This is a genomic window from Arthrobacter halodurans (assembly GCF_041877255.1).
Taxonomy (GTDB): domain Bacteria; phylum Actinomycetota; class Actinomycetes; order Actinomycetales; family Micrococcaceae; genus Arthrobacter_N; species Arthrobacter_N halodurans.
In genome coordinates this window covers 68,304-88,137 of sequence record NZ_JBHDLJ010000004.1, presented here as the reverse complement: position 1 = coordinate 88,137, position 19,834 = coordinate 68,304, and the positions used below count along the sequence as shown (strand labels likewise).

Here is a 19,834-nt window from a genome sequence, read left to right as displayed (position 1 = left end):
GGCCGCCGCGCGGGGCCCGTCCGGTCGACGATCGGCTTACGGTCGAAGACCGGCGTCCGGCGCACGCGGCCGGCGAACGGGCCCGGGCCGTCTCTCCAGCGGCCCGGATTCCGGGCTCGCGGTCAGGGACCGGGAACCGGGGCGCCCGCCGCATCCTCCGCCAGACGGAGCGTGGCGACGGCCTCCTCCCGGTTGACCCGGGCCAGGGTCAGCGCGGCGACCACCAGGGCCGTGTACAGCCGGGCGCGGCGTTCGACGGCGTCCGTTGCGGCCCCGGGCAGAGCCCGGCGCACCGCGGCGGAGAACGCGGCAACCAGCTCGGCCCGGTAGGCGTCGACCGCGCCGCGCACCATGGCATCGTGGCCGGCCTGCCCGGCCGTGCTGATGAGCAACAGGCAGCCGGCGCGCCCGTCGTCGTGCCCGAGCGTGGCAACGGCATCGGACATCTCGGCGAAGTAGGACCTCAGCGCCGCCCGCGCCGCGGCGGGGTCGTCGCCGTCCGCGGAAGCGTCGCCGCCCGTCAGACCCGCGAGGCGGGGGCGGACGATCTCGTCCAGGTAGTTTTCCACGGCCGCGTCGAAGAGCCCGCGCTTACTGCCGAAGGCGTGGTAGAGGCTGGATCGGCCGAGCCCCGTGGCCCGCTCGAGGTCTCCGAGGGAGGTGGCGTCGTAGCCGAGCCTCCAGAAGACGTCGCGCGCCGCCCCGACAACCGTGGCGGTGTCGAACGACTGGGTGCGTCCCATGGGGCCTCCGTGCTGGGTGGCGGTGTCCGGCGACACCTTATTTGTACTGACCGTTCTACTATCGATAGTGTATCGGACGGACCACTACACCATCCACCGCCCGGCCACCGCGCCACCCGGCCACCCCGCCAACGCCGCGCCGGCCGGCGGGCCGCCATCAGCAGAAGAAGGACTCCCATGACCTCCAGCACGCAGATCCAGCTTGTCAGCCGTCCGACCGGCTGGCCCGTTCCCGAGAACTTCCGCACCGCCGTCGTCGAACTCCCCGCCCTGGCCGCCGGCGAGGTCCGCGTTTCCAACGAGTTCCTGTCGGTGGATCCCTACATGCGCGGCCGCATGAACGACGTGAGGTCCTACGTGCCGCCGTTCGGGCTCGGCGAGGCCCTGACCGGCGGCGCCGTCGGGCGCGTGCTCGAGTCCGCCGCCGACGGGCTGGCCCCGGGTGACGTCGTGGTGCACCAGCTCGGTTGGCGCGACGTGGCGCAGGGTCCGGCGGCGGGCTTCCGCAAGGTCGCCGAACTCCCCGGCGTGCCCCTGTCCGCGTACCTGGGGGTGCTTGGCATGACCGCCCTGACGGCCTGGGTGGGGCTGCGCGAGATCGCCGGCCTGCGCGCGGGGGACACCGTGTTCGTCTCCGGAGCTGCCGGCGCCGTCGGCTCGATGGTGGGACAGATCGCCCGCCTGCAGGGCGCGGGCCGGGTCGTCGGCTCCGCGGGCAGCTCAGAGAAGGTCGCGCTGCTCACGTCGCGCTACGGGTTCGACGCCGCGTTCAACTACAAGGACGGGGACCTCCCCGGCCAGCTGGAGGCCGCGGCGCCCGGCGGCATCGACGTCTACTTCGACAACGTGGGCGGCGACCACCTGGAGGCCGCGCTCGGCGCCTTCAACGACGGCGGCCGCGCCGCGCTGTGCGGGGCGATCTCGCAGTACAACTCCACCGAGCCCGCGCCCGGTCCCCGCAACATGGCCAACATCGTCACGCGCGGCCTGTCGGTGCGCGGCTTCACCGTGGGGAACCACACCGAGCACTTCCCCGCCTTCGCGGCGCAGATGGGAGAATGGCTGGGCCGGGGCGACGTCGTCTTCGACGAAACGGTCGCCGAAGGCCTCGAGAACACCGTGGAGGCGTTCCTGTCCATGCTTGCCGGCGGGAACACCGGCAAGATGGTCGTCCGCCTGTAGTCCCCGCCCGACCGAGAACCGGAAGACCCACCCCGAGGAAACGAGGCACCACCATGGCAGCATCGAAGACCGACCCCGCACAGGGGCAGCCGCAGACCGCGCTCGTGGTCGGCGCCAGCGGCATCGCCGGCTCTGCGCTCGTTGCGCGCCTGGCCGCGGACGGCCACGAGGTGCTCGCGCTGTCCCGCAATCCGGTCCCGGGAAGCGCCGCGCGGCATATCGGCGCGGATCTGCGTTCGCCGGATTCCGTGGCGCGCGCGCTCCGGGACGAGAACCCCACCCACGTGTACTTCACGGCGTGGTCGCGGCAGGAGACGGAGCGCGAGAACATCGCGGTCAACTCCGCGATGCTCGGCAACCTGCTGGCGGCGCTGGGGCACGCCCCCGTCCGCCACGTGGCCCTGATGACCGGCCTGAAGCACTATCTGGGCCCCTTCGAGTCCTACGGGCAAGGCGCCGACCTGCCGGACACGCCGTTCCGCGAGGAGGAGCCCCGGCTTCCGGTGGACAACTTCTACTACGCGCAGGAAGACGTCCTGTGGGACGCGGCGGACCGCCAGGGCTTCGGATGGTCGGTGCACCGCGCCCACACGGTCATCGGGCACGCGGTCGGCAACGCGATGAACATGGGTCTCACGCTGGCCGCCCAAGCGGCGATCTGCCGCGAGACCGGAACGCCGTTCGTCTTCCCAGGCTCCGAGACGCAGTGGAACGGCCTCACCGACATGACGGACGCGGACCTGCTGGCGGAGCACATGATCTGGGCCTCGACGCAGGACGCCGGGCGCAACCAGGCGTTCAACGTGGTCAACGGCGACGTCTTCCGGTGGCGGCGGATGTGGCCGGCACTCGCGGACTACTTCGGCTTGGAGTGGGAGGGCTTCAGCGGCGAACCCCGGCCGCTGGAGACCCAGATGCGGGGCCGGGAGGACGTGTGGAGCGGCATCGCGTCCCGGCACGGACTCGTGGAGCCGGACCTGGCGCGGGTGGCCTCGTGGTGGCACACGGACGCGGACCTCGGGCGTCCCCTCGAGGTCGTGGCGGACATGAGCAAGAGCCGGCTCGCGGGATTCACCGGGTACCGGCGCACGCAGGACGCCTTCACCGACCTGTTCGACCGCTACCGCGCCGAGCGCATCGTCCCCTGACCGGCGCGGCGCGCACGGTGGGCGCGCGACACCGTGGCGCCGTCCGCCGTCAGCCGCCGGCAAGCCACAGTGCCAACACGGCCAGCGGGAGCATGGCGACGACCAGCAGCAAGCCGGCCAGCGCGAAGCCCCACCAACTCACCCGCACGCCCATCGCGGTCAGTTGCGCGTGCCAGAGCAGCGTGGCCAGCGACGCCCACGGCGACACGAGGGGGCCCAGATTGACGCCGATCAACAGCGCCATGAGCCGCGCGGGCGATCCCGCGACCGGTTCGAGCGCCAGGTAGGCGGGAAGGTTGTTGACCGCGTTCGCGGCCACGGCCCCGACACCCGCCAGCCGCATCAGGTCCCCGAGGCCCTCTCCCCCGCCGGCGACGCGTGCCAGGACCTCGGACAGCCCGTGCGCGTGCAGGGTTTGCAGGATCAGGAACAGGCCGGCGGTCAGCAGCAGGGGCCGCCACGGAACCATCCGCCACGTGAAGGCCGACGGCCTGCGCCACGCGAATCCGGCCGCCAGCACCAGCGCCGCGGCGGTGGAGGAGATCGCCACGGGGATGCCGGAGACCAGGAGAACCAAGAGAACCAGTAGGACCACGGACGTCCCGACGAGCAGGAAGCGGTCGGACTCCGCCGGCCCGCGCGGCGCCCGGAAGCCACCCCGGAGCTGTCGGCGGAAGATCACCCACAGGAATGCCGTGGGAACGACGACGCCGACCAGCGCCGGCGCCGCCGCCAGGCGCGCGAACTCGGCGGTGGTGAGGTCGAGCCGGTTCTGCGCCAGGAGATTCGTCAGGTTCGAGACCGGGAGCAGCAGCGAGGCGGTGTTCGCCAGCCACACCGCGGTTAGCGCGAACGGAAGCGGGGCGATGCCGGCCGACAGCGCCAGACGCACCACGATCGGGGTGACGAGGACCGCCGTCGTGTCCAGCGAGAGGAAGACCGTGCACACCACCGACAGGACCGCCACGAAAATCCACAGCATCGCGACCCGTCCCCCGCCGTCCCGCCCCGGGCCCGTCGAGGCCATCGCCCGTCCCACCGCGTGAAAAACACCCGCGCGGTCCCCCAGGTACGTGACCACCGACATCGACGCCACGAACAGCAACACCGGTCCCGTGCGGTCGGCCAGTTCCAGGAAGTCGCCCCAGGGAAGGGCCCCGGCAGCCAGGAGGACGACGCCGAGAAGGCACAGCGACAGGGGCACCGCGAAGGACCGAGCGAAGGTCACCACCGCGGGACGCATCCGGCTGGCGGGAGTGCCGCGGGAAACAGGGGGAAAGTCGGCATGGATGCATCGTCGCATGTGGAGCGGACCGGAGCGTCCGCCGTCGCCCGACACGCGGCACTGCGCCTGGTCCGACGGGTGCCGCCGCCGGCCCTCGACGGAGCGGGCGCGGGCTCGGCGGATCGACCGGTACTACGCGGCGACGGCTTCGATCGTCACCGGGGCCATCCCGTCGCGGACATGTGGGCGGGCACTTCGGTGCGGTCCGTCATCGTCCTGGCCTTTCGTGCATCACAGGAGGGCGCGCAGGTAGCGCCGGCGCACGATGTGCTGCACGACGCGCAGGAGGGGGAAGAGGGCCCTCCACGGCTGTTGCGGAGCCGCCCGCGTGATCGATCGGACGGTGAGGTACGCCTGGCCGCCGTGCCGGTGCACGATGAAGGCCTCCTCACCGCTGACGGGGTGCCCCGGCAGCGTGCGGTAGGAGAACCCCACCCGATCCCGTTCCCGGACGACGGCGACGACTTCGATGGGCTCGACAACGCCGAGACCGAAACAACGGGCCGTGACGCGCACGCGTTCGCCCGGGCAGGCCGGACCCCTCGAATCCACGGAAAAGCCGCTCGCTGTCTTCACCCGCCATCCCAGCACGTCCGCCCCGGCCCTCGCCCACACCGCGTCGCCGGCTCCCAAGGCCGCCGTCACCTCGGATCGACGGTAGGCGGGGTCGGTGGCGGGCCAGTCGCGATTGCCCGGACTCGTCATGCCCCATCCCCCTGCGTCCCGCGCCGCGTCCCGGTGCCTCCGGGCGTGTCTTCATTGTCCCGCATGCTGTTGCCGGGCCGTGCCACCGCGGCGCCGCCCCCGAAGTGCCGGCCGAAGCCGGACACCCACGTCGCGGACCGGCCGTCATCCGCCGAGCCGCCACACCGCGAAACGCCCGACCGGACTCCGTGGTTGACTGGGATCGCCCGGGGACCGGCTTCCCGGTCCCGGATTCCCGACGACTCCCACGAACGCCCAGATCGGAGCACCGGCCCATGCACCAGCCACGATGGAACACCCGCGCGGAACGGCCAGCCGACGTTCCGGCCATCCACGACATCAACGTGGCCGCCTTCGGGACGCCCGCGGAGGCCAATCTCGTCGATGCACTCCGCGCGGACGCCTCGTGGATCGTGGGGCTGTCGATGGTGGTGACGGACGCACGGGACCGGCCCGTGGGGCACGCACTGCTGACGCGCTGCCACATCGGCGACGTCCCCGCCCTGTGCCTGGCTCCCTGCGCCGTGCTTCCCGCCCATCAACGCGAGGGCGCGGGGTCTGCGGCCATCCGCGCCGCATTGAATGCCGCACGGGAGATGGGGGAACACTTCGTGGTGGTCCTGGGACACCCCGACTACTACCCACGATTCGGATTCCGCCGTGCCTCCACAGCCGGGATCCGTCTCGGCATCGAGATCCCGGACGACGCCCTGATGGCGCTCAGCCTGGACGGTGCGCGCCGGTTGCCGCGCGGCGAGGTGCGCTACGCCGAGCCGTTCGGCATCTGAGGTACCGGCAGGCCGCCACGTGGACCGCGGGACGCCCGGTCCCGGAGTACGGTCCCGGAGTCGCGTGCCGGAGTACGGTGCCGGAGCTCCGTACCGGGGGCCTGGACCGACCCCAGGCGTGAAGCCGGCCCGGCCCCCTGGCCTAGCGGAGGCGCACGCCGAGCAGCGCGTCGGCAGCCGCGACGATCAGGTCCGACCCCGAACCCGGGGAACCGTCGGCCGGACTACCGCCCGCCCACGCGTCCAGCGCGTCGAGGGCGCCCGGAGCATCGAGGTCGTCCGCCAGCCGATCGCGGATGGCGGCGACGAGGCCCGTCGCCTCCCCCTCGGTCGACGTGTCCAGACGGGCGCGCCAGGCGGCCAGCCGCGCCGTAGCGCGGTTGAGCGTCTCGGCGGTCCAGAACCAGTCGGTCCGGTAGTGCTGGCCGAGCAACGCGGCGCGGACGGCCATGGGGTCCACACCCGAGGAACGCAGGGCCGAGACGAGGACCAGGTTCCCGCGGGACTTGCTCATCTTCTCGCCGTCCAGGCCCACCATCCCGGTGTGCACATAGTGTTCGGCCAAGGGCAGTCCGTCGCAGGCGGTCGCGTGGCCCGCGGAGAACTCGTGGTGCGGGAAGATCAGGTCCGAGCCCCCGCCCTGGACGGTGAACGGCGCGGGCAGGAAACGGCGCGCGATCACTGAGCACTCGATGTGCCAGCCCGGCCGTCCACGGCCGAGCGTCGATCCCTCCCAGCTCGGTTCCCCGGAGCGCTCGGCGCGCCACAGGAGGGGATCCAGGGCGTCCCGCTTGCCGGCCCGCCCGGGATCCCCGCCCCGCTCGGCGAAGAACCCGAGCATCGTGTCGCGGTCGTAGCCGCTGACCGAGCCGAGTTGCCACACGGAGGACGCTGCCCGCTGGGCGTCGAAGTAGACATCGCCGTCCGGCTCCCCCTCGCCGCCGGGAACGCGGTAGGCGAGGTCCCGCGACAGCAGCTCCTCGACCACGGGAACGATCCAGGACACCGATTCGACGGCGCCGATGTAGTGCTCGGGCGGGACGACGTTCAGCGCCTCCATGTCCGCGCGGAAGAGGTCGGTCTGCTGCACGGCCAGCTCTCGCCAGTCGACACCGGTGGCCTCGGCCCGCTCCAGCAGCGGATCGTCGACGTCGGTCACGTTCTGGACGTAGTCCACGCGGTGTCCGGCGTCGCGCCAGTACCGGTTGAGGAGGTCGAAGGCCACGTAGGTCGCCGCGTGGCCCATGTGCGTGGCGTCGTAGGGCGTGATGCCGCAGACGTACAGCCCGGCCGCGGAGGGCGTGCTGGGCGTCTCCAGACGACCGGTCGCCGAGTCGTGGATCCGCAGGGCGGGGCCGGAACCTAGGAGGGACGGGATGGCGGGCGCGGACCATGCGTGCACGGGGGTCCTTTCGTGGAAGTTCCGGGAGGCCGGGGGCCGGCTACGGCTGGATGACGTTCAGGCCCAGGAGCAGGTAGAGGGCCAGCCCCAGCAGGACGCGGTACCAAACGAACAGCCGGAGGTTGTGTGTGGCGACGTACCGCAGAAGCCAGCCCACGATGATGTAGCCGACGACGAACGCCACGGCGGTCGCCACCAGCGTCTCGCCGATGCCGAAGGGCCCGTTGGCCGTCTCGTCCGTCACCGCCTTGCCCAGCTTATAGAAGCCGGAGGCCAAGACGGCCGGGATCGCCAGGAGGAACGAATAGCGCGTGGCCGCCTCGCGGGTGTAGCCCAGGAACAAGCCGCCGGTGATGGTGCCGCCCGAGCGCGAGACGCCCGGGATGAGCGCGAGCGCCTGGGCCAGCCCATAGAGGATGCCGTGCTTGTACGTGAGCTGGTCCAGTGTGCGGTCCTGCCGCCCGATGGTGTCGGCGACCGCCAGGATGAGGCCGAAGACGATCAACGTGGTCGCGACCAGCCACAGGCTGCGGAAGGTGGAGTCGATCTGCTCCTCGAAGATCAGGCCCAGGACCGCGATCGGCAGGCTGCCGAGGATGATGAGCCAGCCCATCCGCGCATCCGGATCGCTGCGGTCGACCTTCCCCACGAGCGACCCGAACCAGGCCTTGATGATCCTGACGATGTCGCGCCAGAAGAAAACGATGACGGCGGTTTCCGTACCGAGCTGCGTGATGGCGGTGAAGGTCGCCCCGGGGTCGCCCGCGTTGGGCAGGAACTCCCCCGCGATGCGCAGGTGGGCGCTGGAGGAGATCGGGAGAAACTCGGTCAGGCCTTGTATCAGCCCAAGGAAGGCAGCTTCGAACCAATTCACAGGAAGAGACACTACTTCACTTGGGACACACGAACCGCGTCAGTGCACCGTGAGACGCCTCATGCCCGTGCGGCGGTCCGCCCGTCCTCTTCGCCGTCTTCGTCGTCCGCGGCGTCGTCGTAGAGCTCCAACGGGGTGACCTCGCCGTAGGCCTCGTAGAGCGCGTCCTCGTACTCCTCGAAGGCGTCGGCGATCGAGAAGAACGCCGACTCGACGGACGTGTCCGACTCGCCCCGCCGGGACGCGATGGCCGAGAGGTGCTCTTCGAAGGAGGAGACGAGGGCCTGCAAGGCGACGCGCGGATCAGTGCTCATGGACTAGACGTTACCCGTTTTTCGAGCACAATGGTCAGGAGATGATGGAAAAAGCAGTCGCCGATCCCGAGCTGTATCGAGACCCCTCCGGGGCCTTCGAGTACTTGGTCATGACCGTCCGCCCCGGACAGTCCCTGGCCGAAGCCCGGCGCTCGCTCGCCGAGCACGCCGAATACGGCAAATGGGAACTGCGCCGCAGTCGGATCTACTACGGTGGCGTGCGGCGGTACTGGATGCGCCGGCGCCTGATGCGCGTGGAGCGGACCCTCCCGCCCCTTCTCTAGTGCTCCGTGGGGCCCGGGCTCTCCGCCGGGCCCGAACGCTCCGGTGGGCCCAGGAGCCACTGGGCAACCGTCGCGTGGGCGGACTCCGCGTCGGACGGGTGGTACAGGCTCGCCAACGCGTCCCTGTAGAGGCGCTCGAGTTCGGTGCCGCGGAAGTACTGGCCACCACCCGACACCTGCAGGGCGAGGTTGACGCTCCGCCGCGCCGCATCGCCGGCGTGCGTTCGCAGGGCGACGAGGCGCGGGAACCACGAGTCCCCATGGTCCACCAGATCGTCCAGGTCGCGGGCCGCGAGGCGCAGCTGGGGATCAAGCCCGAGGACGGCAAGGCCGGCGTCGGCCACCTGCCACCGGATGTCCGGGTCCTGCGCATACGTCCGCCCGCCGCCGCGCAGCGAATGCCTTGTTCCGGGGATCGACGCCGCCAGCTCCATGCCACGCTCCGCGAGCCCCACGTAGACGGACGCCGTGAGTGTCAGGAACGACGCGAAGATCCCGAAGACCAAGGGGTCCGCGCTCGGCCCGACGGGCGACGCGGTGTGCACGTGCTCCGCCGGGACGCGGGCCGCCGTGAGGCGGGTGGAGTGGGACTGCGTCGCCCGCATCCCGAGCGTGTCCCAGTTGCTCAGCACCTCGATTCCCGGGGCCGCCCGATCGAGGAATCCGTGCACGAGCATGTCCCCGCCGTCCTCAGCCGACCTCCCGAAGACCCCCAGCTTCGTCCAGACGGGCGCCAGCGAGGTGAAGACCTTGGTGCCCGTGAACGCGTAGGACCCGTCGGCCGCCCGAGCGGCGACGGTCGTCGAGTCGAACAGGACCGAGTCGTTGCCCGCCTCGGAGACGCCGAATGCCATCACCTCCCCGTCGGCGACCCACTCCAGCACCGCGTTCAGCCTGTGGTCGCCCCGCGCGGCCAAGAGCCGCGCGACACCGGTCCATACCAGGTGCATGTTCACCGCCAGCGCCGTGGCCGGCGCGTGGGCGGCCAGCAGCCGCTGCGCCGCCGTCGTGCGCTCCATCCCCCAGTCGAACCCGCCGAGCTCCGGCGGCAGCATGGCCTTGAGGTACCCCGCGGCCCGCAACTCCTCGAAGTCCTCGACGCAGAAGGAGTTGGACGCGTCGTAGCCGGCGGCGCGGGCGCGCACCCGGCCCAGCAGGTCCGGGGTGAGGAGGTCTTCGGGCCCTGTCACCGCTCTCCTAGTAGGTCGTCAGCAGGCGGTGGAGCACCCGGGTGCCGAACTGCAGCGATTCCGTGGGGACACGCTCGTCGACGCCGTGGAACATTCCGGTGAAGTCGAGGTCGTCCGGCAGCCGCAGCGGCGCGAAGCCGTAGCCCGTGATGCCGAGGCGGGACAACGACTTGTTGTCCGTCCCCCCGCTGAGCATGTACGGCAGCACCACGGCGTCCGGATCCTCGGACCGCAGGCTGCCGACCATGCTGTCCACCAGGGTCCCGGAGAACGGGACCTCCAGGGCGACGTCGGAGTGCACGGTGCTGATGTCGATGCCCTCGCCGGCGAGTTCGCGCAGGGTCCGCATGACCAGCTCGTCCTGCCCCGGCAGGGTCCGGCAGTCGATGAGCGCCTCGGCCCCGCCCGGGATGACGTTGTGCTTGTACCCGGCCTTCAGGACGGTCGGGTTCGACGTGTTCTGCAGCGTCGCGCCGACGAACCGGGCGACCGTGCCGAGTTGGTCCAGCAGGGCCGCCGGATCGTCCTCCGAGAATTCCACACCGGTCAGTTCGGACACGCCCTCGAGGAAGGCGCGGGTCGTCTTCGTGTACTCCAACGGCCACTCGTGGCGGCCGATCCTGGAGACGGCCTCGGCCAGGAGCGTGACGGCGTTGTCGTCGTTGATCTGCGAGCCGTGCCCGGCGCGGCCGGCCGCGGCGAGCTTCAGCCAGGCGATGCCCTTCTCCGCGGTCTGCAGGAAGTAGGCTCGGCGGCCGCCGACGGTCGAGGAGAAACCACCCACTTCGCTGATGGCCTCCGCCGCTCCCTCGAAAAGCTCCGGATGCCGGTCCACGAGCCACGAGGCTCCATAGTCGCCACCGGCCTCCTCGTCCGCGAAGAACGCGAAGACGAGGTCTCGGCGGGGGCGTGTGCCGTCGCGGTGCATCTGGCGCTGGACGGCGAGGATCATGGCATCCATGTCCTTCATGTCCACGGCCCCGCGTCCCCAGATCATGCCGTCCTTGACGTCCGCGGCGAACGGGTCGACGCTCCAGTCCTCCTTGAGCGCGGGGACGACGTCGAGGTGGCCGTGGACGACGAGGGCGGGCAGGCTCGGGTCGGTGCCCTCCATGCGCGCCACGACGCTGGCGCGCCCGGGCGAGGACTCGAAGATCCGGGGCTCGAGCCCGCCCTCGGACATCAGCCCCGCCGCGTACTCGGCGGCCCCGCGCTCGCCCCGGCTGTCGTTCCCACCGAAGTTCGAGGTGTCGAAGCGGATGAGGTCGCGGCAGATCTCGACGACCTCGTCGCCCGCCGGCACGCCATGCGCGCCCTCGTTCGTTTGCTGTGTCATGGCTTCACCTTCCGGTTGTGCTGGACCTCCAGACCCCCAGCCTAGCCAGCCGCGGCCCGGGACCGCCGAATTGGGAACTCCGTAGGGACCGTGTTAGAGTCTTACTCGCCGCTTTCACCGGGAACGACGATCCAAGGATCGGGTTCCGGACGTGGAATGCACCACCTGCGCGGGTGGCGGAATAGGCAGACGCGCTAGCTTGAGGTGCTAGTCCACGGATAGTGGGTGGGGGTTCAAGTCCCCCTCCGCGCACAGCGAAGGCCCCAGTCGGAGAGATCCGGCTGGGGCCTTTTCGTTCCCCGCCGAACCCCCATTGACGCCCAACGCACCTTGTATGTCCCTGAACAACCGCGAGGGCTTGTGCGCGGCGGGACGCGATGCCGGAGCGCGCGCCGTCGGGGCCCTCATGGGGTCCGACGCACAAGTTCACCAGTTCCCTAGACCGGACCACGTCCCGCCTGTACGGTGAGGCGTACGCAGTTGTCGTACCTGTGGGGGGTCTCTTGGGGAGCGTCCCCTGCGGGTTACTTAGGGGAACAACATGACGACATTGGGGAGCGTGCGGCAAACTGGGGTGCGCCGCAGCAATACCTTCTTGACGTGGCGCTGGCTGGCCACCGCCACCGCCGCCGCACTACTCGTGGGCTCATCGCCCGCGGCCGGATTCACGCCCGCTTCGCGGGGTGTGGCCGTGGCCGCGGGACCGGCCGCGCTGCCCATAGGCGTGGCCGCACCCGTGCTGGTGCCCGGCTTCGCCGCGCCGGCCTTCCAAGGGCCCGCCCAAGCCGTCGCGCGTCAGGCGGCCGCGTGGAGGCAGCCTCCCGGCCTGGAGGTGAACCGGGACGGTAGCGCCGCGGACGGCGAGAGCGTCCTGCGTGCCGTGGACCGGCTCGCGCTCGTCGGCGCCGACGCGGGGCTCCCGGGAGGCCTTCGCCTGGCGCATCCGGTCTCGACGCTGCGCATCACCAGCCCATTCGGCTGGCGGGCGAACCCCACGGGTTCCGGCCACCAAATACACATCGGCCAGGACTACGCGATCGCCTGCGGGTCCCCGGTCCGGGCGGCCGAGTCCGGCACCGTGGTCCAGTCCGCCTGGGCGGGGCACTCCGGCAACCGCATCACCGTCGACCACGGTTCGGGCGTAAGCACGGCGTACAGCCACAACTCCCTCCTCGTGGCGCGGGTCGGCGACCGGGTGGAGCAGGGCGCGCTGGTGGCGCTCTCCGGAACGACCGGCAATTCGACGGGATGCCACGTCCACTTCGAGGTCTACCTGAACGGCAAATGGACGGATCCGGCACTGTATCTGCCGAGCGTGCCCGGTCAGCCCCGTCCCCTGACGCCCGCGGAGCTGAGGTCGGTGCAGGGCACGGTGGCCGCAGGTGTCCTCGCCGGCCCCAAGGCGCCGATCGGCGCGCTCCGGGACCCGAGCATGTCGCCACCGCGCGTGGCGGTTCCGCCCGCCCCGCGGGCCCCCGCGCCACCGGCAGCGCCACCTTCGGACGCCCTGGACCCGACACCGTCGCCGGTTCCGGGACGCCCAGATGCGACCCCGGGCAAGCCCTCTCCACGCCCTACGCCGCCGTCCGGCGGCACCCCTGTCTCCCCTCCGGGTTCCACGCCGCCGGGCACTCCCCCGCCGACTTCCACGCCGCCGGGCACTCCCCCGCCGACTTCCACGCCGCCGGGGACTCCCCCGCCGAGCACCCCGCCGCCAACAACGACGCCGAAGCCCACACCGCCCCCGTCGACTCCGACTCCGCCCTTGAACACGCCGCCTCCGAGCGAGCCGGCGCCCCCGACGACGGTCGACCCCCCGGCTCCGACCCCACCGGTCCCGACCCCACCGGCTCCGACTCCACCGGCCCCGGCGCCAGCGCCGGTCGATCCGCCTTCACCGTCCCCGGGGACGCCGCCCGCGTCGCCCGAGCCCGCGCCGGTCGATCCGCCGCCGGTGCCCTCCGAGACGCCCGGGCCACCCGTCCCGAGCGAGGCTCCGCCGTCGGATGCACCCGCCCCGACGCCGACTGCGACCATGGTTCCCTCGGAGTCGGGCGCGGCCGCGACCACGGACGCCGGTTCCGGGGCGTCCGGCGAACCGTTGGCCGACACCGCGCACGAGGCCGCCACCGCCGCCGCGCGGCGGACCGTCGAGGTGGCCTAGGCCCGCCGCGCGCGGACGGGCAAACCGGCGATGAGCCGGCCGTAGAGTTCCGTCGACGAGCCGGCGAAGGTCGCCGGCAGGAACTCCCGCGCGGCCTCCGCAGCCGCGTCCGTGAGATCCCGGGCGATCTCCGGGTCGTTGGCGATCGCGACGATCGCGCGGGCCATCGCGGCGGGGTCCGGTGCGTCCGCCAGCACCCCGCAGGACACCAGTCCCTCGCGCAGTTCCGGATCGACATAGAGCACCCCGCGGCCCAAGAGGATCGATTCCACGACGGTCATGGGCTGGTTGTCGAAACCGTGAGAGGTCAGGCACGTTAGGTGCGACGAGCTGATCAGTCGCCGCACGCGTTCGTTGCCCACCCGGCCCACGAACTCGACCTCCGGCAGTGCGGCCGCGGCGGACCGCGCCGCCGCCAGCTGCCGACCGTCGCCGATCACCGCGACACTGAGGCGCCCGGGACCCAGATCCTTCGCCGCCAACCGGATGGCCTCGATGAACGGGAGCAGACGCTTCTCCTCGACGCAGCGTCCGATCCAGGCCAGGCGGAGCGGCGCGTCCCCGGTCTGCGGGGGCAGCGGGGCCGGGCGCTCGGCGATCCTGAACGTGTTCGGTATGACGGCCACGTCCACCAGTCCGGCCGCGCGAAGATGGGCGGCCTGGTGGGCCGACGGCGACACCACGGCGTCGGCGAGCCGCGCCGTGGTCAAAGTCATGTTCCGCAGGGCCGCGTCCACAGGGCGCTGGCCGAGACGCGCGTTCGTCATGCCGGAGCGGGTGAGCCAGCGGTAGCAGGCGCGGACCATGGCCGCCTTGGGGCGCTGGAACGGCCCCACAGCCTGCCAGAAGAACGTGTGCACGGTGAGGACCACCGGCAATCCGGCCCGCCGCGCCGCGGTGAACCCGGCCCGGACCAGCCCGAACTCCGAATGGCAGTGCAGGAGCTGGGACTCGGTCCGTCGGAGCACTTCGCCGACCTGCCGCACCACCGCGGCGGTGTTGCGAATCAGCGGCAGCCCGACGGACGGCACGATCAGCGGAAAATCGATGGGCGCGAGCTCGATGCGCTCGTGCGTCTCCAGCTCGGGCACGGACGTGGTCGGCCGCGGCGCGATGACCGTCACCCGGTGCCCGGCGTCGGCGAGCACGCGTGCCTGCTGGATGAACGCCGTCTGGGCGCCACCGAGGTACTCGAGGGAGTAGTCGCACATCAGGGCCACACGCATTGCTCCAGCGTAGGCCACGGGTCGTTCCCGCCACGCCGGGGCGGCGGCGGTTCGCCCGGAGTCCGCCTTACCGGAGTCCGCCTCACCGGAGAGCGCGGACCGGAGTGGCGGGGCGCCGCGGCCGGGGACTAATCTTCAGGTGATACTCCGGCGAACCGTCGGACCGCCGCTAGGAAGCACATGACCCCCTCACTCCGCGAGCAATTGCCGGGCGGCGCCGCCCGGCGGTCCGACGCATCGGAACCGCCGAGTGGCGCCGGCGGAGGCCTGCGCATCGCGATGCTCTCCCTGCATACCTCCCCCTTGGCCCAGCCGGGATCCGGCGACGCCGGGGGCATGAACGTCTATGTCCGCCAGCTCGCGGCGGCCCTCGCCGGCCGAGGCGTCGGCGTCGACATCTTCACTCGGGCGGTCGACGGGGCGGGAACCACGGTGCTGGGGAACGGCGTAACCGTGCACCACATGGCCGCCGGACCCGAGGGCCCCCTCTCCAAGGAGCGCCTGCCCGAGTTCCTGCCCGAGATCGTGGCCGCCATCCAGAAGTGCTGCTCCGGCCGGTTCGACCTGATCCACAGCCATTACTGGATGTCGGGGTTGGCCGGTCTCGAACTTGCGCGGGATTGGGGCGTGCCCCTGGTCCACACCATGCACACCATGGGGAAGGTGAAGCGCCGCCACCACGCCGACGCCGACGAACCGGACGTCCGGCTCAGCGCCGAGCTTCGCCTGGTGGCGGAGTCGGCCCGCATCACGGCCAACACCCCGGCCGAGGTCCGCGAGCTCGTGTCCCTGTACTCCGCCGATCCGTCCATGGTGGACGTCGTTCCCCCGGGGGTGGACCTCGGGATCTTCCGTCCGGACGGGCCGCGGCAGTGGCGGGGCTTCCACGGCGGTGCGCCGGCCGCCACGGGCGCCGCCGAGACGGCACCCGACGCGGCCGCACCCGCACCCGCACCCGCACCCGCACCCGACACGATGGTCCGACGCCCGCTGCGGCTCCTCTTCGCGGGCCGGATCCAGAAGCTGAAGGGCCCGCACATCCTGGTCCGGGCCCTCGGCGTGCTGAACCGCACCCGGCCCGACCTCGCCGTCGAGCTGGCCGTCATCGGCGCCCGCAGCGGGGCGCCGGAGCTGAACCTGCACCGGCTCGTGGCCGAGGAAGGCGTCGAGCGCGAGGTGGGTCTCCTGCCTCCGGTTCCTCCCGACGAACTGGCCGGCTGGTTCCGCGGCGCCGACCTCGTGACCGTTCCGTCCTACAGCGAGTCGTTCGGGCTCGTGGCCATGGAGGCCCAGGCCTGCGGCACCCCAGTCCTGGCGCACGACGTCGGGGGCCTGCGGCACACCGTCCTGGACGGGGAGACGGGCGTGCTGCTCCCCGACCTGGATCCGGGGCGCTGGGCCGCCGCGCTGGCCGGGCTCGCCGACACCCCCGAGAGGCTGGCCGCCTACGGAGAGGCGGCTGCGCGGCACGCGGCGCGGTTCGACTGGGCGCGGACGGCCGAGGCGGCCCTCGGCTCCTACGGTCGGGCCCTCACGGCGACGGCTGGTCGGCCGGAGCCGGCGCGGCGGACCTGATCCCCGCCCCGCCGGCCGGACATCAGCCCGCCGGCCGCGCGGCTAGCGCAGCGGACGAACGGACCCGGAGAAGTGGCGGCGCGACGAGGCGGCGCTCCAGCCCTCGAACAGGGTCGCGTCCCCGGACTCCCTGACGCCGAACTGGACCGAGGCCGGCAGGAACACGGGAGCCTCGAACCCGATCGACCAGCGGTACCCGCCGTCGTTCGGCGCCGTCGCCGCCAGCGCCCTGCCGGCCAGGAACATGCCGTGCGCGATGTGGCTCTTCAGCCCCAGCGCCTTCGCGGGCAGGAGGCCGAGATGGATCGGGTTGTAGTCGCCGAGAACCGCGGCGTAGGCGCGGCCGGTCTCCGCCCCGAGCCTCCACACCCCGGTCCTGGTCCGCGCGGCGGCGGAGGGTTCGGCGCGCTCCGTGCGCTCCGGCCGCGCTCCGGCCCAGACCCCCTTGGCGAGGTACGTGGAGACGCCGCGCCACACCACGACGCCGGAGACCGACGCCTCGCACACGACGTCGAACGCGGTTCCGGCGTGGTGCGGTCTCAGGCCCTCCGCCCAGGCACGCACCGCCAGCTCCTCCTCGGCACCGACGGCCCGCCGGTGCTCCACCTCGTTGCCCAGATGGACCATGCCGAGCAGGGGCAGCGGGAAGTCCTCGGCGGCCAGCACGCTCATCGCCACGGGGAACGCCATGCCGTGCACAAACACGCTCGGCAGGGTGTCCCGGACGGTGTCGCCCATCAGCCGCTGGTAGGCGACAAGCCGGTCGGGGTCGGCGGTCACTCCGTCGACCGCGTGCTCGACCGCCGGCAACTCCAGCGGTTCCCCCTGCCGGCTCCGCCGCGCCACGAGTTGCCGCCGCAGGGCGGTCGCGTAGAGGCCGACCAGCCCCGGCACCGCGTCCAAGCGGACCTCGCGGCGGTTCATGCGCCCACCAGCGACTGTCCGCAGACCCGCAGGGTCTCCCCGTTGATGCCACCTGCGCCGTCCGCCGCGAGGAAGGCCACCGCCTCGGCCACATCCACGGGGAGTCCGCCCTGCATGAGCGAGGGCATGAGCATGCGCGCGACCGCCCGCGTGGCCGCGGGAATCCTCGCCGTCATGTCCGTCTCGATGAATCCCGGGGCCACGGCGTTGATGCCGCCGTCCGCGGCCGCGACGAGCGGGGCGGTGGCCCGGACCATGCCGATCACCCCGGCCTTGGACGCTGCGTAGTTCGTCTGCCCGCGGTTTCCCGCGATCCCGCTGGTCGAGGCGAGCGACACGATCCGCAGGCCCCGCAGGCCGGCGTCCAGGAGGATACGGTTCATCCGCAGCTGCGACTCGAGGTTCACCGCCATCACGGAGTCCCACCGCGCGGCGTCCATGTTGGCGAGGAGCTTGTCGCGCGTGATGCCGGCGTTGTGCACCACGATGTCCAGCGACCCGTGGCGCGTGGTCGCGTGCTCGAGGATGACCGTGCCGGCGTCGGGCCGGGTGATGTCCAGCTGCAGCGCGGTCCCCCCGAGTTCGTTGGCGACGCGTGCCAGCGCCTCGCCGGCCGCCGGCACGTCCACCACGACGACGGTCGCGCCGTCGCGCCGGAGCGTGCGCGCGATCGACGCGCCGATGCCGCGGGCTGCGCCGGTCACCACGGCGACCTTGCCGGCCAGCGGGGCGTCCCAGGACGCCGGCAGCGCCCCGTCGCCCGTGGAGACCCGGACGAACTGGCCGTCGACGTAGGCGCTGCGGCCGGAGAGCAGGAAGCGCAGGGCGGCCACCGCGGACGGCGCGTCGGCGCCGGTGCCCCGGGCCAGGACGATGCCGTTGGCGGTCGCGCCGCCGCGCAGCTCGCGGCCCAGGGAGCGGAGCATGCCGTCGATCCCCTGCCGCGCGGCCGACTGCTCGGGGTCCACCGATTCGGACGCCGGCCGCGAGACCCCCACGACGCGCCCGCCGGGCAGGAGGTGACGCAGGGACTGCCCGGCCTCCAGCGCGGCCACGGAGAGCTCGGCGGGCGTCTGGACCGAGTCCAGCGCCAGCACGATGGCGCCGATCCGTTCGGATCCCGCGCCGTGCCGACGCACGTCCAGTCCCCAGCCGAGCATCGTCTCGGCGAGGTGGTGGGCCGCCTCCCCGGCGCCCAGCAGCACGACGGGGCCCGGGACAAGCGGCGCCCCCGGGTCGTGCCGCCGGAGGATCGCCGGCCGCGGCAATCCCAGTCGCTTCGCCAGGTCCTGGGTCAGGCCGGTGTTGACGAGTTTCAGGTAGCTGTCGCCCATGGTCAGCGCGCCTCCAGGATCGCGACGACGCCCTGGCCGCCGGCGGCGCACACGGAGATCAGGCCGCGCCCGGATCCCTTCTCGTGCAGCAGCTTCGCGAGCGTGGCGACGATGCGGCCGCCGGTCGCGGCGAACGGGTGTCCCGCCGCCAGCGAGGAGCCGTTCACGTTCAGGCGCGTCCTGTCGATGGCCCCCAGCGGCGACTCGAGGCCCAGCTTGTTCCGGCAGAAGTCCGGGTCCTCCCAGGCGGCCAGCGTGCTGAGCACGGTGCCCGCGAACGCCTCGTGGATCTCGTAGAAGTCGAAGTCCTGCAGCGTGAGCCCGTTGCGCTCCAGCATCCGCGGTACGGCGTAGGCCGGGGCCATGAGCAGCCCCTCCTTGCCGCGCACGAAGTCGACGGCGCCCGCCTCGAAGTCCACGAAGTTGGCCAGCATGGGCAGGTCGTGGGTCCGGGCGTAGTCCTCGGAGCCGAGCAGCACCACGGAGGCCCCGTCGGTCAGCGGGGTGGAGTTGCCCGCCGTCATGGTGGCCCCGTCCCCGAGGTCCTTGCCGAAGACCGGTTTGAGGCCCGCCAGCTTCTCGGCCGTGGTGTCGGCGCGGAGGTTGGTGTCCCGCGAGACGCCGCGGAAGGGGGTGATGAGGTCGTCGAAGAAGTGCCGGTCGTAGGCCGCCGCGAGGTTGCGGTGGCTGGCCAGCGCGAGTTCGTCCTGGGCGGCGCGCGTGATGCCCCACGCCGCGGTCGTCGTTGCCTGGTGGTCGCCCATGGACAGCCCGGTCCGGGGCTCGCCGGTGCCCGGGGCGTGGGGCGCGAGGTCGCGCGGCCGGAGCCGCGAGACGGCGGCCAGCTTCTGCCGCGCGGACTTGGCCCGCGAGAGGTCCAGGAGCACCGCGCGCAGGCCCTCGCTCACGGCGATGGGCGCGTCCGACGTCGTGTCCACCCCGCCGCCGATCGCGGACTCAAGCTGCCCGAGCCGGATCTTGTTGGCGAGGGACCCGATGGCCTCCATGCCCGTGGCGCACGCCATCTGCACGTCGTAGGCGGGGGTCTGCGGGTCCAGCGAGGTGCCCAGCACCGCTTCGCGCACCAGGTTGAAGTCCTTGGAGTGCTTCAGGACGGCGCCCCCGGCCACGGAGCCGATGCGCTCCCCCTGCAGGCCGAAGCGCGCGACGAGCCCGTCCAGCGCCGCGGTCAGCATGTCCTGGTTGGAGGCCCGCGCGTAGGGGCCGCCGGAACGGGCGAACGGGATGCGGTTTCCCCCGATGACGACGGCGGGGCGGGCGGTTCCGCCGGCTGTGGCGGGGGTGGGCTGCGGGGCCATGGGACGCTCCTGGGGATCGGTGAGGGTTACCGATACCAAGC

General features: G+C 72.3%; 18 protein-coding genes, 1 tRNA gene and 1 pseudogene. 8 read left to right on the top strand and 12 right to left on the bottom strand.

All coding sequences use genetic code 11. The annotated features are described in order from the left end of the window. Positions 1-122: 122 nt before the first annotated feature. Positions 123-743: a TetR/AcrR family transcriptional regulator gene (locus ACETWP_RS06470; protein WP_373971400.1), complete on the bottom strand. Its 621-nt coding sequence runs from the start codon at positions 741-743 to the stop codon at positions 123-125. Between the two features lie 177 nt (positions 744-920). On the opposite strand from ACETWP_RS06470, the gene ACETWP_RS06465 reads away from it, so the two are divergent. Both ACETWP_RS06465 and ACETWP_RS06460 read left to right on the top strand, forming a co-directional pair. After that, positions 921-1,925 (top strand): NADP-dependent oxidoreductase, encoded by a 1,005-nt coding sequence (locus ACETWP_RS06465; RefSeq protein ID WP_373971399.1) that lies wholly within the window; start codon positions 921-923, stop codon positions 1,923-1,925. 53 nt (positions 1,926-1,978) lie between these two features. Continuing rightward, positions 1,979-3,073 (top strand): SDR family oxidoreductase, encoded by a 1,095-nt coding sequence (locus ACETWP_RS06460; protein WP_373971398.1) that lies wholly within the window; start codon positions 1,979-1,981, stop codon positions 3,071-3,073. Positions 3,074-3,122: 49 nt separating this feature from the next. Here the strand turns inward: ACETWP_RS06460 and ACETWP_RS06455 are convergent, their stop codons facing one another. Continuing rightward, positions 3,123-4,304, bottom strand: coding sequence for an SLC13 family permease (locus ACETWP_RS06455; protein ID WP_373971397.1), 1,182 nt, complete (start codon positions 4,302-4,304; stop codon positions 3,123-3,125). 285 nt (positions 4,305-4,589) lie between these two features. After that, positions 4,590-5,063, bottom strand: coding sequence for a DUF1990 domain-containing protein (locus ACETWP_RS06450; protein WP_373971396.1), 474 nt, complete (start codon positions 5,061-5,063; stop codon positions 4,590-4,592). A gap of 275 nt (positions 5,064-5,338) precedes the next feature. Between ACETWP_RS06450 and ACETWP_RS06445 the strand changes: the two genes are divergently transcribed. After that, positions 5,339-5,851 carry a GNAT family N-acetyltransferase gene (locus ACETWP_RS06445; protein WP_373971395.1) on the top strand — a complete coding sequence of 171 codons (513 nt, stop codon included), beginning with the start codon at positions 5,339-5,341 and terminating at the stop codon, positions 5,849-5,851. A gap of 142 nt (positions 5,852-5,993) precedes the next feature. On the opposite strand, the gene mshC is transcribed toward ACETWP_RS06445, so the two are convergent. Genes mshC through ACETWP_RS06430 form a run of 3 tightly spaced genes read right to left on the bottom strand, consistent with a single transcriptional unit; the run spans position 5,994 to position 8,441 of the window. After that, complete coding sequence (gene mshC, locus ACETWP_RS06440; protein ID WP_373971394.1) at positions 5,994-7,253, bottom strand: cysteine--1-D-myo-inosityl 2-amino-2-deoxy-alpha-D-glucopyranoside ligase; 1,260 nt, start codon at positions 7,251-7,253, stop codon at positions 5,994-5,996. Positions 7,254-7,293: 40 nt separating this feature from the next. After that, positions 7,294-8,127, bottom strand: coding sequence for an undecaprenyl-diphosphate phosphatase (locus tag ACETWP_RS06435; protein WP_373971393.1), 834 nt, complete (start codon positions 8,125-8,127; stop codon positions 7,294-7,296). A 59-nt stretch (positions 8,128-8,186) separates the two neighbouring features. Continuing rightward, positions 8,187-8,441, bottom strand: a complete 255-nt coding sequence (locus ACETWP_RS06430; RefSeq protein ID WP_373971392.1) for a hypothetical protein — start codon at positions 8,439-8,441, stop codon at positions 8,187-8,189. Between the two features lie 41 nt (positions 8,442-8,482). On the opposite strand from ACETWP_RS06430, the gene ACETWP_RS06425 reads away from it, so the two are divergent. After that, the gene (locus ACETWP_RS06425; RefSeq protein WP_373971391.1) at positions 8,483-8,725 is read left to right on the top strand and encodes a DUF5703 family protein; all 243 of its coding nucleotides are present in this window, start codon (positions 8,483-8,485) and stop codon (positions 8,723-8,725) included. Here ACETWP_RS06425 and ACETWP_RS06420 read toward each other — a convergent pair. Both ACETWP_RS06420 and ACETWP_RS06415 read right to left on the bottom strand, forming a co-directional pair. Then, the gene (locus ACETWP_RS06420) at positions 8,722-9,915 is read right to left on the bottom strand and encodes an acyl-CoA dehydrogenase family protein (RefSeq protein WP_373971390.1); all 1,194 of its coding nucleotides are present in this window, start codon (positions 9,913-9,915) and stop codon (positions 8,722-8,724) included. The two genes, ACETWP_RS06425 and ACETWP_RS06420, sit on opposite strands and share 4 nt — an antisense overlap. 7 nt (positions 9,916-9,922) lie before the next feature. Then, positions 9,923-11,251: a M20/M25/M40 family metallo-hydrolase gene (locus ACETWP_RS06415; protein ID WP_373971389.1), complete on the bottom strand. Its 1,329-nt coding sequence runs from the start codon at positions 11,249-11,251 to the stop codon at positions 9,923-9,925. Positions 11,252-11,418: 167 nt separating this feature from the next. Between ACETWP_RS06415 and ACETWP_RS06410 the strand changes: the two genes are divergently transcribed. The 3 genes and pseudogenes from ACETWP_RS06410 to ACETWP_RS06400 all read left to right on the top strand — a co-directional run bounded on the left by ACETWP_RS06410 (position 11,419) and on the right by ACETWP_RS06400 (position 13,415). Continuing rightward, positions 11,419-11,503 (top strand) — tRNA-Leu (locus tag ACETWP_RS06410). A 289-nt stretch (positions 11,504-11,792) separates the two neighbouring features. Continuing rightward, a pseudogene (locus ACETWP_RS06405) lies at positions 11,793-12,536 on the top strand (M23 family metallopeptidase); the annotation flags it as partial. A 750-nt stretch (positions 12,537-13,286) separates the two neighbouring features. After that, a complete protein-coding gene (locus ACETWP_RS06400) occupies positions 13,287-13,415 on the top strand; it encodes a hypothetical protein (RefSeq protein WP_373971631.1) in 129 nt (42 codons plus the stop codon). Here the strand turns inward: ACETWP_RS06400 and ACETWP_RS06395 are convergent. Continuing rightward, entirely contained in the window at positions 13,412-14,641 is a 1,230-nt protein-coding gene (locus ACETWP_RS06395) for a glycosyltransferase family 4 protein (protein WP_373971388.1), read from the bottom strand. The genes ACETWP_RS06400 and ACETWP_RS06395 overlap by 4 nt on opposite strands. A gap of 180 nt (positions 14,642-14,821) precedes the next feature. Between ACETWP_RS06395 and ACETWP_RS06390 the strand changes: the two genes are divergently transcribed. Continuing rightward, entirely contained in the window at positions 14,822-16,216 is a 1,395-nt protein-coding gene (locus ACETWP_RS06390) for a glycosyltransferase (protein ID WP_373971387.1), read from the top strand. Between the two features lie 42 nt (positions 16,217-16,258). On the opposite strand, the gene ACETWP_RS06385 is transcribed toward ACETWP_RS06390, so the two are convergent. From ACETWP_RS06385 to ACETWP_RS06375, 3 genes are read right to left on the bottom strand one after another with little or no spacing between them, the layout of a single operon-like run. Next, positions 16,259-17,140 carry a MaoC/PaaZ C-terminal domain-containing protein gene (locus tag ACETWP_RS06385; protein ID WP_373971386.1) on the bottom strand — a complete coding sequence of 294 codons (882 nt, stop codon included), beginning with the start codon at positions 17,138-17,140 and terminating at the stop codon, positions 16,259-16,261. Continuing rightward, the gene (locus ACETWP_RS06380; protein ID WP_373971385.1) at positions 17,137-18,474 is read right to left on the bottom strand and encodes a 3-oxoacyl-ACP reductase; all 1,338 of its coding nucleotides are present in this window, start codon (positions 18,472-18,474) and stop codon (positions 17,137-17,139) included. Before ACETWP_RS06380 ends, ACETWP_RS06385 begins: the two co-directional genes overlap by 4 nt. A 2-nt stretch (positions 18,475-18,476) precedes the next feature. Further along, positions 18,477-19,793 (bottom strand): acetyl-CoA C-acetyltransferase, encoded by a 1,317-nt coding sequence (locus ACETWP_RS06375; protein WP_373971384.1) that lies wholly within the window; start codon positions 19,791-19,793, stop codon positions 18,477-18,479. Positions 19,794-19,834: the final 41 nt, after the last annotated feature.

Excerpts from the sequence above, each read along its gene's own strand:
- ACETWP_RS06415 (WP_373971389.1), bottom strand. The coding sequence starts at position 11,251 with ATGACACAGCAAACGAACGAGGGCGCGCATGGCGTGCCGGCGGGCGAC.
- ACETWP_RS06465 (WP_373971399.1), top strand. The coding sequence starts at position 921 with ATGACCTCCAGCACGCAGATCCAGCTTGTCAGCCGTCCGACCGGCTGG.
- ACETWP_RS06400 (WP_373971631.1), top strand. The coding sequence starts at position 13,287 with ATGGTTCCCTCGGAGTCGGGCGCGGCCGCGACCACGGACGCCGGTTCC.
- ACETWP_RS06375 (WP_373971384.1), bottom strand. The coding sequence starts at position 19,793 with ATGGCCCCGCAGCCCACCCCCGCCACAGCCGGCGGAACCGCCCGCCCC.
- ACETWP_RS06385 (WP_373971386.1), bottom strand. The coding sequence starts at position 17,140 with ATGAACCGCCGCGAGGTCCGCTTGGACGCGGTGCCGGGGCTGGTCGGC.
- ACETWP_RS06430 (WP_373971392.1), bottom strand. The coding sequence starts at position 8,441 with ATGAGCACTGATCCGCGCGTCGCCTTGCAGGCCCTCGTCTCCTCCTTC.
- ACETWP_RS06460 (WP_373971398.1), top strand. The coding sequence starts at position 1,979 with ATGGCAGCATCGAAGACCGACCCCGCACAGGGGCAGCCGCAGACCGCG.
- ACETWP_RS06380 (WP_373971385.1), bottom strand. The coding sequence starts at position 18,474 with ATGGGCGACAGCTACCTGAAACTCGTCAACACCGGCCTGACCCAGGAC.
- ACETWP_RS06450 (WP_373971396.1), bottom strand. The coding sequence starts at position 5,063 with ATGACGAGTCCGGGCAATCGCGACTGGCCCGCCACCGACCCCGCCTAC.
- ACETWP_RS06425 (WP_373971391.1), top strand. The coding sequence starts at position 8,483 with ATGATGGAAAAAGCAGTCGCCGATCCCGAGCTGTATCGAGACCCCTCC.
- ACETWP_RS06470 (WP_373971400.1), bottom strand. The coding sequence starts at position 743 with ATGGGACGCACCCAGTCGTTCGACACCGCCACGGTTGTCGGGGCGGCG.
- ACETWP_RS06395 (WP_373971388.1), bottom strand. The coding sequence starts at position 14,641 with ATGCGTGTGGCCCTGATGTGCGACTACTCCCTCGAGTACCTCGGTGGC.
- ACETWP_RS06390 (WP_373971387.1), top strand. The coding sequence starts at position 14,822 with ATGACCCCCTCACTCCGCGAGCAATTGCCGGGCGGCGCCGCCCGGCGG.
- ACETWP_RS06445 (WP_373971395.1), top strand. The coding sequence starts at position 5,339 with ATGCACCAGCCACGATGGAACACCCGCGCGGAACGGCCAGCCGACGTT.